At 44.9% G+C, this 13,511-nt stretch carries 8 protein-coding genes; 4 read left to right on the top strand and 4 right to left on the bottom strand.

Going from position 1 to position 13,511, the window contains the following annotated elements:
- Positions 1-51: 51 nt before the first annotated feature.
- The 4 genes from AAA942_RS01360 to AAA942_RS01345 form a co-directional block, all read right to left on the bottom strand.
- Positions 52-3,192: a PKD domain-containing protein gene (locus AAA942_RS01360; RefSeq protein ID WP_338218425.1), complete on the bottom strand. Its 3,141-nt coding sequence runs from the start codon at positions 3,190-3,192 to the stop codon at positions 52-54.
- Between the two features lie 21 nt (positions 3,193-3,213).
- Positions 3,214-6,357, bottom strand: a complete 3,144-nt coding sequence (locus tag AAA942_RS01355) for a PKD domain-containing protein (RefSeq protein WP_338218424.1) — start codon at positions 6,355-6,357, stop codon at positions 3,214-3,216.
- Between the two features lie 120 nt (positions 6,358-6,477).
- Positions 6,478-7,065 (bottom strand): hypothetical protein, encoded by a 588-nt coding sequence (locus tag AAA942_RS01350; protein WP_338218423.1) that lies wholly within the window; start codon positions 7,063-7,065, stop codon positions 6,478-6,480.
- Between the two features lie 35 nt (positions 7,066-7,100).
- Complete coding sequence (locus AAA942_RS01345) at positions 7,101-8,408, bottom strand: T9SS type A sorting domain-containing protein (protein ID WP_338218422.1); 1,308 nt, start codon at positions 8,406-8,408, stop codon at positions 7,101-7,103.
- A gap of 358 nt (positions 8,409-8,766) precedes the next feature.
- Between AAA942_RS01345 and AAA942_RS01340 the strand changes: the two genes are divergently transcribed.
- From AAA942_RS01340 to AAA942_RS01325, 4 genes are all read left to right on the top strand, one after another.
- Positions 8,767-10,386, top strand: coding sequence for an ABC-F family ATP-binding cassette domain-containing protein (locus tag AAA942_RS01340; RefSeq protein ID WP_338218421.1), 1,620 nt, complete (start codon positions 8,767-8,769; stop codon positions 10,384-10,386).
- 11 nt (positions 10,387-10,397) lie between these two features.
- Positions 10,398-11,786, top strand: coding sequence for a sodium:solute symporter family protein (locus tag AAA942_RS01335; protein WP_338218420.1), 1,389 nt, complete (start codon positions 10,398-10,400; stop codon positions 11,784-11,786).
- Positions 11,783-12,964: a class I SAM-dependent rRNA methyltransferase gene (locus tag AAA942_RS01330; protein ID WP_338218419.1), complete on the top strand. Its 1,182-nt coding sequence runs from the start codon at positions 11,783-11,785 to the stop codon at positions 12,962-12,964. Before AAA942_RS01335 ends, AAA942_RS01330 begins: the two co-directional genes overlap by 4 nt.
- Positions 12,965-13,035: 71 nt before the next feature.
- Complete coding sequence (locus AAA942_RS01325) at positions 13,036-13,470, top strand: hypothetical protein (protein WP_338218418.1); 435 nt, start codon at positions 13,036-13,038, stop codon at positions 13,468-13,470.
- Positions 13,471-13,511 lie beyond the last annotated feature (41 nt).

The raw sequence follows: 13,511 nt of genomic DNA, 5'->3' as shown, positions 1-13,511 counted from the left end.
GTGAATTCTTGGCAAAACTATCCCAAATACTCCCAAATCAAAGAAGAAAAGTTATCGGATTAAGGTAAAAACTCCCTTTTTCTCCTCTGTGACCTGCTCTCCTTGCCACTGATAGCTAAATCGGATCAAGTAGGAGAAAGATCCTGGAGGCGTCTCTGTACCATCCAAAAGTCCATCCCAAGGTTCTCTTCCCTGATAAACCAATCCGCCCCATTTATCCCAAATAAAAAGATCATAGTCAATGCTGCAATTGGATACCGGACCGAAGCGTTCACGCTCCGGATCAAAACCTGTCGGCATTCTGACCTGTGCTTTAGCCTGATTGACTTGGGCTTTTCCGGTAAGCACACATCCCTGCGCGTCCGTAATGGTATAGCCAAACTCCCCAAATGGAAGCTCGACCAGTCTATTGCCTGTCTGTCCATTGTCCCAAATCACTTCATAAGGACCGGTTCCACCACTGATCTGCAATTCCAATTCTCCATCCAAACTCCCCTCACAACCCGGATTATTGACCAAAGCCAAAACAGTTAGCTCCTCGGGAGACTCGATTTCTACGGAAATCGGAATTTGACATCCCCGTTGGTCTTCGATAAGAAGCTCATTTTCTCCAGCTTCCAAGCCCAAAACCCGAAGTACATTTCCATCCCAAATGGATTCTAAGCCAATGGCCTGGTAAGGGGGCGTGCCTCCTGTCAAACGGATTTCGGTGGATCCGTCATTTCCTCCAAAGCAAGAAACCGGAATCGCCTCAGGCTGACCCTGAATCTCCAATAGCTTAGCATCTTCCAATGTGATGGTAATCAGCTCCTCGGCACATCCTGTTCGGTCCCGTACCCAAACGGCATAGGTTCCGCTAGGAAGTTCCTGAGCCAAAGAAGCATTCAGCTTGGCATCATGAGACCATTCGAAATCATACACTCCAGAACCTCCTTGAGGATTAATCTGAATCCTGCCGTTGGATTCACCCGGACATGCCGGAGTCAAAATCTCTGGTTCTTCTAGCCGAAATTCCGGATAAATCACCACATCTAGCACTTCAGAAACTCCGAAACAGGTGGAATTGGACGTACTTTTCTCCTCATAGAAAATCGACTTTGTTGGGGCACTTAGATCCCAAGCCACGCTCACCTGTGAAGTCCCCTGACCCGAGGTCAATATTCCTCCGCTGACGGTCCAGGTGTAGATTCTATTATCATTTGGAAAAGGAACCTCATAAATCAACTCCGTCTCTCCCCCACAGAGTCCCGAGTCGCCTTTAGGCAAGGCAGGCTCGATCGCCTCTGTGATCTCCACGTCCAGCTGTTGAACTTCTCCCGGACAGCCCTGATCGGTAAATGGGATTGCTTTGATAAAGGCAGAATTGGAAGGAGCTCCCCATTTTACTTTTACAGAGGTGAGGGATTCCTCCAAAATCTCCCCTCCTGCTATTTCCCAGGCTACCCGATGGACATTTAACGTATCAGTCAAAACATAAACCTGTTCATCCAAAAGAGGACAAACTGACTCCGGCCCGGAGATTTGGGCAGAGATGTCCTTCACTTCGACCTCAAAACGGAAAGTTTCCTGCTCATCGCAATCACCCGAACCTGAAGTGGCAAATACCTCCACCAGGTAGTTGCCTGGTTGGGTGAAGGTATGGCTGACTTCCTGCCCTTGCTGAATGGACGTGCTATCTCCGAAATTCCATTCGAACTCTGTAAAAATGGCATCTTCAGGCAAAATCTTCCAAGTTCCCTCCTGGTTCAGACAAGCTACCCGATCCCCTTCTACCTCGAATGCATATTCCGTTTCGGTTTTAAATTGAATGCTTTCCATCCCCAAACCGATAGGATAGCCATAAGACTCCACCTGACCGGAACCATAGACATATCCGATAAACCCTTCCGGATTGCTCAAAATGTGCGGCCCCTCACTTACTTCGAGCTGCAGATAGTCAAAATCCGCTCCGGGTACCTGACGAAACAGGCTCCCAATATTTTGCCCATCCAACCTGGTCTGGGATGCTGAGCCCTTGTTTACCAGTACATTGATATAATGCTTGAGTGAAATATTGAACCGCCCATAAAGCTTGCCTGTGGAAAAAGGCGCTTCCCGGATCATCTGATTGGTAGGCGAATAGGCAAAAAGTGTGGGGTCGCCAAGAGAGGCCACGAAGAACTCATTGCAAAAGCCGCTTTTGGAAAGCAACGCCATCGAGGTGGGTTTGGAAGTCTCGATATGGACCACTTGAGTTTTGTCAAACTCCAGTTGAATGTATTTTCTGGCATTGAGACGGGTTTCCAGTTTTCCGTTGACATAGACTTCGGTATTGTCTTCCAAGGCCAGAATTTTGACAAATTCCCCCGAGGTCCGGTCTTTCAGTGGGATATGGACAAAGGACTTTCCCCAGGTATTCGTAGGATAGGCTTGGTGAAAAAGATGATCCCCTGTGGTCCCGCATATTCCTGAACTGGACATTCGATTTCCTCCGAAAACAGCTACCTTCTTGCAATAGGTATCGTTGTCATTGAGTACCCGCACGATGGTACCCGTCAAATCTGCATCGGCTTTGATTTGGTAGGCATCGCCCTGATTGAGCGTGATTTTCAAGGAATAATTAATCGGAATTCCGGTTTGGGTGCGGGCTGAGGGGATGATTTCCACCTCTGTATTGTCCTCTGTTCCCAAGACCAAAAGGGAACTCTCCAAGGTGGTATGATTGAGCGAGGAACCGGTAATCAGGGCCCTTTCGTGATGGGACATGACCAGATAGTCCAGTCCAAGGGATTCTTTGGGAAGCACCACCGTACCATCCGTACTGTAGGAGCGGCCATTTAAGGCGTGAACAGCGATTTCCCCGGAAGATACAATATGGACAAATCGCTTTTCCACCCTTCCGGAAGCCGAAAGAAGCAGTCCTTCCGCATTAGCATCAAACTCCCGGACAAACTGTTGCCCCTTTTCGATTTCAAAGGGAATGCTTTGACGGGGTGTGATAATGGTACCAATAGCACGTTCATTGGCTGTAACGATAATCAGTGCTTTTTCAGGAGCCGTATTGACTGAATCCAAAGGTCTTCCATTTTCCAGAAAACCAACAAAAAACTCCTTGCCTAGGGTATTTAATTGGGAAAAACAAAGGGAAGGTAAAAGCACCAACAGCAAAACCAGTAATCCTCCAAGGCCACTTATTTTCTGTTCCTTTCTCATCTCCCTCCACTTTTACAGCCTCTATCTAACCAGAAAAAACGACCCCTGCAACTCCTTATTTTGAGGAGTTCCTTCAAGTGAAAAAGAATAAATAGCCCGATAGGTATAAGTGCCTGTGGGCACTTCTTCGCCCTGATAAGTTCCGTCCCAGCCTGTGTTTCCAAAATAGATCAATTGTCCCCAGCGATTGTAGATAAACAACTGAAAATCTGTCTCACAGTTTGAAACTCCCTCATAAAGCCCAGGGGTCTGTCTCGGGTCAAATCCCGTTGGCATTCGTACTTGAGGTGCGGCCTCTGAAACAACTCCCCGACCCAGACTTACGCATCCATTGGTATCAGTCACTTCCAAATCATAGCTGCCTGCACTCAACCCATCGACCAAGGAACCTGATCTGGCAAGCGTATTCCATTGAAATACAAAAGGCCCGTTTCCTCCTGAAGGCAAAGCCATAAGAGCCCCTTCAGACCCTCCGGGACAGGCAGGCCTTTCCAATCGTACATCCACTTGCAAAGCTGGAGGCGAATCAATGTCAAAACTGACTGGAATGCTGCATCCATTGGCATCGATCACTTCCCACTGATACGTCCCTTGAGGCAACTGATCCAAACTTAACCGACCGGAAAATACATTTTGGCCATTAAAATCTACTGTATAAGGACCTACACCTCCAGCTATCTCCAATTCCAACTCGCCATCTGCCTTCCCAAAGCAAGAAGTGGCAACAGGGGAAACAGATACTACGCTCAAGGCTTCGGGTTCTACTATTTCAATATTCTCCAACGTTCTGAGGCAACCCCGCTCATCTCTAATCTCAACGGTGTAAACTCCGGCCAAAAGCTGATTGGCATTGGGAGAATTCAGACTGGAATCGTGTGACCACGTATAGTTATAGCTTCCCGTCCCGCCTGATATTTCCAGACGGATGGAACCGGAATTATCACCATTACAGCTTACATCCTGGACATTTTGAATCCTTGCGGTAAACTCAGGAGCTATACTCACCCGATGAACAGGAGCTTTTCCCTCACAAGAATTATCGATCAAGCTGAAAGCTACGTACTCGATTTCGCCCTCGATCCCCGGCTGATCCCAAATCACTTCCACACGAGAAGTACCTTGTCCAGAAACGACTTGACCTCCTGTAACTGTCCATTCATAGCCTCTCGAACTACTGGAATTAGGTGCTTCATAGAAATAGGATACGCTCGGATCAAAGCAAATTTCCTCAGCCCCTTCGGCCTCAGTCACTTCGATGCGCTGATTGATCACCACCGGCCATTCGATGGCTTCCCCGGGGCATCCATTGGGAGAAAATGGAATCAATCGAACAAGGGCTTCAGGATTTGCAGCTCCCCACTTTACCAATACCGAATCCCCATAATCCTGCAAGATTTCCCCTCCTTCTATTTCAAAAATCCCACCAGCCACATTCTCTTTTCCTTTTATACGATAAAGAACCTCCTCAACCTCAGGACATACTGACTGCTCGCCTAAGATCTCCGCCTTGGTCTCCAAAACTTCCACTTCAAATACCACTTCCTCCTGCTCATCGCAGGAATTAGGACTCAAAGCAGCCGTGATCGTCACTTCATAAACCCCCGGCTGAGAAAATGTATGCGGCACTTGCTTTCCTACTTCCGGATCCGAACCATCCCCGAAATCCCAAACAAAATAGCTGAAATCAGGATTGTCCGGCTTCACATCCCATACTCCTTCCACATTGAGACAAGCCACTTTTTCGCCCACAACATCAAATCCATACTCCGTCTCTGTCTGAAAATTGAGATTGTCCAATGCAGCACCTGCGGCGTACCCATAAGATTCCAATTCCCCAAATCCATAAACAAAGGCATTAAATCCTGAGGGATTATTCAATCGGTGCACTCCTTGAGTGATGTTGACTCGGGCGTATTGTAAATCAGGATCACCGGGAAGCGGGAAAAAACGCCCACCAATATTTTGCCCATCCAAAAGTGTTCTGTTTTGCTCGCCGGTCTTGACTACAATATTGACATAATGACTTGTAATGGATGGAAGATTAAGTGAGTTGAAAGTCAATTGTGTAAGAAACTGCTCGGCAGGGCTGTAGGTGATCATGAATGGATCTCCTGAAAGTTGGCTGGGAGAATTTGGCTGATTACAGGCCATGCTTTTGGAAAAGACAGTAACTGAGGCAGGTTTGGAGGTATCAATTTTCCCCGACTCATTGATGCCAAACTCTAGAGAAAGAAATTCTCCCCGATTGATATTTCCCCTCGAGGTTCCATTGACCAAGACTTCAGTATTATCCTCGGAAGCCAAAACTTTGACCAATTCTCCGGAAGTCCGACCATTCAAAGCCACATGCGCAAAAGAAGTACCCCAGGTATTGACCGGATAAGCTTGCTGAAAAAGGTGATCGTTTGCCTCACCGCAATTCCCAACCGAAGTCCATTTATTTCCCCCGAAAACCGCGATTTTCTTGCATTCATCCGCATTGTCACCTACTACTCTTACTCGAGAGCCCGTAAGGTCGGCTTTGGCTTTGAGCTGATAGCTTTGGCCTCGATTGAGATTGATTGTAAAGGGTGTTCGGGCCGGGTTTCCACTCAAAGTGCCCACGGAAGTGGTGATTTCTACGGTGGTATTGTCTTCCGTAGCTACAACGAGTAAGGTGCTTTCGTCATTAAGGTTGGCATTGTAAGAGACAGGGGCTGTCATGGTCTCATAATGCGAGGTGATGTAGTAGTCCTTTCCCAAAGCCCCGACAGGCAATACCACCGTACCGTCTGCACTTCTGAAGCGTTCATTATAGGCATGCACAGCCACTTTCCCCGTGGAAGAAATATAGATGCCCTTTCTTTCGATAACCCCTGAAGAGCGGTGCAAAAGGTCTAAATCTTCTGAGGGAACCCGAATCGAAAACTGCTGTCCGGAATTGATGGAAAAGGGAACAGATACATTCAAATATTCGATGAATCCTGTCGCATCTTCATTTGCAGTAATGATCAGGACCGCAAAATCAGGAGCTCCGGGATTGTTTGGCCCACCGCCCAAAACCCTGTTGTTGTCCATAAAGCCTACCCAAAATTCTTTGCCTACGGTGGAAAGTTGGCCAAATGCTGAAAAACCAAAGCAGAACAACACAAAGATCAAAACCAACCTCAAAAACTTTACCTGCATATCTTAAAGGGCCTCTAAAGGAAATTCAAGATAGTAAAGTGGCGAAAATTTTGGCTAAAAAAGTTTGTTCTTGAGAATGGCTGCCTTAAACTAATTAATTATGTTACTTCAAAGCTAAGATTAAAAACTTACCCCCAAACTGATTCCAGCACCAAATGGGATAAAGGTGGCCTTTTTAGCCGCTTTATCAAGACTTTCAAAACTAATCGAAGGAGTATAACCTACCCTAAAAAAGAACCCTCCTTCGGGCTTCTGATATCGATATCCAATTCTGGGCACAATAGATTTACTCCAGTAAGTTTGTTCTTTTGTATTGTTTGGAAAATCTTCATCAAAAGAATAGCTTTTTTGATAGGCAGCATTGAAACCGACTCCCAATTCTAAATGATGTTTTGACTTTCCATAAAATGCCGAGATCTCTGGTATGAAGGCAGGAACTAAATATCCAGAGTGGAGCGGTTCATCTTCACTTTTATACAATACAGAGAAGCCAGCACTTGCTGAAATCTTCCATTTCTCTTTCTGGAAAAAAATCCTCCCAAAATTGAGTGCATAGCCACCAGAATTCCCAAAGAATTCTGCAAATATCAAATTCTTAGCCGTGAAAATTTCTGCCTTAGTTTCCGTTTCAGATTGAGCAAACAGTTTATTTTCAAACATCGAAAGCCCAAATAAAGCGAGAAGAATATATTTTTTCGGAAATGACATTTTTTTAATTGTTTAGTGGCAATAAAACATTAATACTATTTCACAATGATCTGATCTGTATAGACCTCTTTTCCAAAGTGGATATGGAGAAAATAGGTGCCGGGATTTAGACCAAAAGTTTCAACGGTAACTTTTCCGAACTTCGAATTACCTGTTTTGACCAACGTTTGATCTTTATCGTACAATTCAATCTTAAACTCCTTTTCTTGAGGATTATTTATATTGGTTTCTGTTCGGGATTCGCTATCATGGCCTACACCAAAGTTTTCTGACAAGATATATTCAACGTTGAATTCCCCTTCTACCGGATTAGGGTAAACTATAAAGTTTCCATACCCAGAATAATTACACGGATATGTAGTAATTCCTGAATATCCAGTAGGTGGACCACAGCCTGTATTTACAGAAAATCTTACTGGACCATAGGAGCTGTTATAGGTGGGTACATATAATGTAATTGTGTTCGTAAGTTGCTGCTGCACGGTCCAACCAGAAGGAAAATACCAATTGTATATGTACCCATTTTTATGGCCCCCCGGCACAACTGCTGTGTAAAGATAAGTATTGCCATTGCAAACTGCCTGGGAACCTGTCACGTACATTTCAGACTGATTAAATGGACCTACCCGTACGGAATAATTGACGGGAGCACTTTTAAATGGATTATTCGGCTGACCACTTCTTGGAATAGTCGACTTCACAGAAATAGTATATGTTCCGTGCGGAGTACTGGCAGGAGCAACTATACTTACAGAAGCTCCCTCCATTTCAATATTTCCACCACTTTCAATACTCCAACCTGCTGGAGCAGTCCATTCATATAAATAATGATAATAGCAAGTTGAATCACCTAAATCTAATGGAGGGGTTGTTGCAAAAGTATAGGCTTGTCCAGGGTTACAAATAATTGGAGCTGTGACATGCTGGATTGGATTGGGCATTTTGACTCTTGAAGTCACATATAAATTCTTTTCTATGGGGATAGGGCCGCAGGTCGTGGAAAATTGAATTCGGTAGGATGCAACATTTGGGAATGAATAATTCGAAATAGTATTTCCCAAACCCGAAGCTACTGGAAACCCATTTTCACTAATTATCCATTCCCAATTTGAACAATTGATATTTTGTCCCCAAAGCTTTGCATTAGCTATATAGGTGTGTCCAATCGACCCGTTAGGATGAAAGTTATTAGGGCATACAATCTCCGGACCTGTAATTGTTACAGTTGGAGTTGCTTGCCCAAATAAGTTAGGCGGAAAAATAAACGTAAAAAAAAGTAAAGAAAACCCTACTATCCTTAGGCTCTTGCTTCCCCTGATTAGGTTGTTTTCATTTTCAATCATAAATAGATTTTCTTCGTTAAACTACTAAATACTAAAAAATTTTTAAAAAATCAATTTAAATATTTTTTTTTTATGTGAATCCGGAACATTGCCGTAGGTTAAGAATAGCCAAATTTCTATGACGGAAAATCCATCCGTCATTCGTCGGGAAAGACTCCTAGCCTCTATATAAGGGGGAATCCTCCTATTTGGATCCTCAAAACCAATAGATAATCGGTAACGTGCAAACAAGCGGAGATACATATTTTTTTTTTTAAACCAGGAAAATGTGAAATGGGTGAGCAGAGGTTTATTTTGCTTAAGTCGTAAAAAATTTTAATTCCCTATCTTTGCGCCTTCTAAAAGCTAATACACACCCATGATTTCAGTAGATAATCTTTCCCTTAAGTTTGGAAAAAGAACACTTTTTGAAGACGTCAATCTAAAATTCACGCCCGGCAACTGCTATGGGGTAATTGGTGCCAATGGTGCCGGAAAATCCACTTTTCTGAAAATCCTGGCGGGGGAAATTGACTCCACTTCCGGAGCAATCAATATCACCCCCGGACAAAGAATGGCCGTTTTGAAGCAAAATCACTTCGAATTTGACGAAGTGGAAGTCCTCAAAACAGTCTTGATGGGACATAAAAAACTCTATGCCATCCTAGAGGAAAAAGATGCCATTTACCTCAAAGAGGACTTCTCTGAGGCGGATGGAATCCGAGCTTCTGAACTGGAAGCAGAATTTGCCGAAATGGACGGCTGGAATGCCGAATCGGATGCAGCCGCTCTCCTATCTGGTTTGGGGATTTCTGAGGATATCCATTACACCCCCATGAAAAATCTGGCAGGTAATCAAAAAGTACGTGTGCTCTTAGCTCAGGCTCTTTTTGGCAACCCGGATATCCTAATCCTTGACGAACCTACCAACGACCTGGATGCCGAAACCATCGTGTGGCTGGAGGACTTCCTGATCGATTTCAAAAATTTGGTGATTGTTGTATCTCACGACCGTCACTTTTTGGATACGGTCTCTACGCATATCGTGGATATCGACTTTGGCAAGATCAAAATCTACTCCGGAAACTATACCTTCTGGTACGAATCCTCCCAACTTGCGCTCAAGCAGCGCTCGGACCAAAACAAGAAGGCTGAGGAAAAGCGAAAAGAACTTCAGGAATTTATCGCCCGATTCTCTGCAAACGTGGCCAAGTCACGTCAGGCAACTGCCCGTAAAAAGATGCTCGAGAAACTCAATGTAGACGACATCGAACCTTCGAGCAGAAAGTATCCCGGGATCCAGTTTAAGCAGGAAAGAGAAGCCGGAGACCAGATCTTCATGACTGAAAATCTGGAACTGAAAGAAGATGGAGTCACTTACTTCACCGATGTGAATCTCATGGTGGACAAAGGCGATAAAATTGCCTTTATCTCCAAGACTAAACAGGCGGTAAATAAATTTTTCGAAGTCATCATGGAGGAAAACAAGCCCACCAAAGGCAGCTTGAAATGGGGTGTGACCATCAACAAAGCATACCTTCCTAATGACAACTCCAAATATTTCCAGTCTGAACTGAACCTGATCGACTGGCTGAGACAGTATTCCAGCAATCAGGAAGAGGCATATGTCCGGACTTTCTTGGGCAGAATGCTATTCACAGGTGAGGAAACCTTAAAGAAATGTTCGGTCCTATCCGGAGGGGAAAAGGTCCGCTGCATGATCTCCCGAATGATGCTCCAAAACCCCAACCTCTTGGTCATGGACGAACCGACCAACCATTTGGATTTGGAATCCATCACGGCATTCAACAATGCCATCATCGAATTCCAAGGAACGGTTTTGATGAGTTCATATGATCACACTTTTGTGCAATCATCCTGTAACCGGATCGTGGAATTCACTCCAAATGGCACCATTGATCGCAGAATGCCTTACGACGATTACTTGGCAAGCGAAGAAATTAAAGCTCTGCGAGAGAAAATGTATGGAAAAAGCTAAGTCCTACTGAATTGCTACTCACCGCAATTCTGATCTATTTGGGGGTGACCGTCGGCATTGGCGTGTGGTCATCCAAACTGGTGAAAAACTCCGGTGATTTTGTCTTGGCTGGACGATCCTTGCCCCTATTTCTCTCTGCTTCAGCTCTTTTCGCCACTTGGTTTGGCTCGGAGACAATCTTCGGGGCTTCCTCGGTGTATTTGGAAGAAGGACTACTGGGAGTGATTGAAGATCCCTTTGGCGGTGCGCTTTGTCTGATTCTCTTTGGGATGTTTTACCTCCGTCCCATGTACGGGATGAATGTGCTGACCATTGGGGATGTCTTCAAAAAGATGTTCGGAAGGAGAATCGAGTTTTTTGCCTCTATTTTCATGATTCCGGCCTATTTCGGCTATGTGGCTGCGCAATTAGTGGCCCTGAGTCTGGTTTTGGGTGCCGTTACCGATTTGACCCTTTTTCAAGGGATTCTTATTTCTGGTGGCATAGTGGTTTTCTACACTTTCCTTGGGGGAATGTGGGCGATTTCTATCACTGATTTTATCCAGACGACGATGATCGTGGTGGGACTGGTATGGGTAGCAGTTACTGTTGCACAAGAGGCAGGAGGAGTACAGGAAATCATTTCGCAAGCACCTGCGGAAAGCTTTCAGTTTTTTCCTGAAAACACCTGGTCAGGTTGGACCAAATACCTTGGGGCTTGGGCTATCTTGGGCTTGGGCAGTATTCCTTCTCAGGATATCTACCAGCGAGTCATGGCTTCCAAATCCCAAAAGGTGGCTGTCAGGTCCACCTATTTGGCAGGTATTTTCTACCTGACCTTCGGGCTTCTTCCGCTTTTCATTGCCTTGGGCGCCAAAGTGCTCTATCCTGAGCTTTATCTGGAAAACAAGCAGATGCTTCTTCCTTCCATGATTTTGCAGCATGGAGGAATCGGAATCCAGATTGTTTTCTTCGGTGCCTTGATTTCCGCAATCATGAGTACCACAAGTTCCGGGCTATTGGCTCCCTCTGCGATCATTTCGGAAAATATCATTCGTCCCTACTTTGGGGAAAAGCTGGATGATCGGCATTTTCTTTGGATATTGAGAATCAATGTGGTGATAGTAGCAATCGTGGCAATCCTAATGGCATCCTGGAAGTCCAATATTTACGAATTGGTAGCAGGAGCCTCTATCTTGATGCTGGTATCCCTTTTCGTACCCCTTACCGCTGGACTCTATTGGAAGAAGGCCTCCAAAATGGGAGCCCTGATGTCTATGGTGTTTGGGATGATTGCCTATCTCGCAGCCGAAAATTACGACTGGGTGGAGGAAACCCATCTTTTTGGATTGGGGGCAAGTATAGTATCCATGATCTTGGGAAGCTTTTCCTTCCCTGACAAAAAATCAAGCAGAGCATGAATTATCCTAGGTTATTTCTTCAAAAAGGCAAAGAGATCTCTCTCTATCGCAGACACCATTGGGTCTTCTCCGGAGCTGTGGCCAAGGCTGAACCCAGTCTGGAAAACGGGGATTTGGTATCAGTCTTTTCCCACAGAAATGAATTCCTAGGAACCGGTCATTTTTCCAATGGTTCGATCCGGGTTCGAATCATTTCCTTTGAGGAAAGAGAGATTGATCAAGCCTTTTGGAAAGAAAAAATTGCTTCTGCTTTTGATTTAAGAAAAAGAATTGGATTAACTGATAATCAGCAAACTAACGTCTATCGTTTAGTTCATGGTGAAGGAGATCTTGTCCCGGGTTTGATCATTGATTTTTACAAAGGAACTGCCGTGATTCAGGCCCATCATGAGGGGATTCACCGACATTTGGAGGATATCGCAGAAGCGCTTAAGTCTGTTTATGGCAGTGAATTGAAGGGCATTTATGACAAGAGTTCCGAGACACTTCCACGGGATTCAGGTATTGCTTCCAATCATTGGGTGTGGGGAAAAGCCGAGACGGAATTGGTCCAGGAATACGGAGCCAATTACAGGATCGATTGGGAAAAAGGGCAGAAAACAGGCTTTTTTATCGATCAGCGGGAAAACAGAAAACTGGTCTCCACCTATTCCAAAGGAAAAAAGGTGCTGAATACTTTTTGCTACTCCGGAGGCTTTTCGGTGTTGGCCCTTCAGGAAGGTGCCAGAGAAGTACATTCGGTGGATATTTCCCCCAAAGCCATTGAGTTGACCGAGGAAAATGTGAAGCTAAATCCAGGCTTTGAGGGCCGTCACGAATCCATTGTGGCTGATGTCGTCAAGTACATTCGTGAAATCGGGGATGATTTTGATTTGATCATATTGGACCCTCCGGCATTTGCCAAAAACATCAAAGCCCGTCACAATGCCGTGCAGGGCTACAAAAGGCTCAATCTTGAAGCAATCAGAAAAATTAAACCCGGTGGAATCCTATTTACCTTCTCCTGCAGTCAGGTGGTGGACAAAAATCTTTTTGCCCACACCATCACTGCGGCAGCTATGGAAAGCAAGCGGAAAGTGAAAATCCTACACCACCTCTCCCAGCCTGCGGATCATCCGGTGAATATTTTTCACCCTGAAACAGAGTATCTAAAAGGACTGGTTTTATATGTCGAATAAAGAATTCGAACAATAGAGAGCTTTTCCTACTTTCATTTGTGCTATTTTCACATCGGTAAAAAAATACAACTATGTACACAGGACTTCAACATGCCCATTCAGGACTGGCTTATTTGGCTCTAGCTGCTTTGGTTTTGGTAATCATCTATGCGCTGATCGGATCACTTTCCGGACGAGCATTTACTGAAAAAGACCGAAAAATCGCCATGATCGCCTTTATCCTTTCTCATACTCAGCTTTTGATCGGATTGATTCTTTACTTCGTTAGTCCCTTGGGCTTTTCCTTGTTGACCGGCGGTGGTGCTATGTCAGACTCAGCCGCTCGCCTGACCGCTTTGGAGCATCCTTTGATCAATATTATAGCGATCATCTTGATTTCTGTGGGATATATTCGCGCAAAGAAACTGGTAGATTCCCGAGCCAAATTCAGAAGCATTTACATGCTTTACGCAATAGGTCTGGTATTGATTCTGAGCCGTATTCCATGGGCGGCTTGGTTGGGTTAATCTCCATCAATACAGTCTTAATCCGGTTTAACTAAGCCGGA

Source organism: Algoriphagus sp. oki45 (genome assembly GCF_036245605.1).
Classification (GTDB): domain Bacteria; phylum Bacteroidota; class Bacteroidia; order Cytophagales; family Cyclobacteriaceae; genus Algoriphagus.
The sequence above is the reverse complement of the archived record's forward strand: the minus strand, read 5'-3'. Positions and strand labels throughout refer to the sequence as shown.

Coding starts and splice junctions, on each gene's coding strand:
- AAA942_RS01360 (WP_338218425.1), bottom strand. CDS start 3,192: ATGAGAAAGGAACAGAAAATAAGTGGCCTTGGAGGATTACTGGTTTTG.
- AAA942_RS01355 (WP_338218424.1), bottom strand. CDS start 6,357: ATGCAGGTAAAGTTTTTGAGGTTGGTTTTGATCTTTGTGTTGTTCTGC.
- AAA942_RS01350 (WP_338218423.1), bottom strand. CDS start 7,065: ATGTCATTTCCGAAAAAATATATTCTTCTCGCTTTATTTGGGCTTTCG.
- AAA942_RS01345 (WP_338218422.1), bottom strand. CDS start 8,408: ATGATTGAAAATGAAAACAACCTAATCAGGGGAAGCAAGAGCCTAAGG.
- AAA942_RS01340 (WP_338218421.1), top strand. CDS start 8,767: ATGATTTCAGTAGATAATCTTTCCCTTAAGTTTGGAAAAAGAACACTT.
- AAA942_RS01330 (WP_338218419.1), top strand. CDS start 11,783: ATGAATTATCCTAGGTTATTTCTTCAAAAAGGCAAAGAGATCTCTCTC.
- AAA942_RS01325 (WP_338218418.1), top strand. CDS start 13,036: ATGTACACAGGACTTCAACATGCCCATTCAGGACTGGCTTATTTGGCT.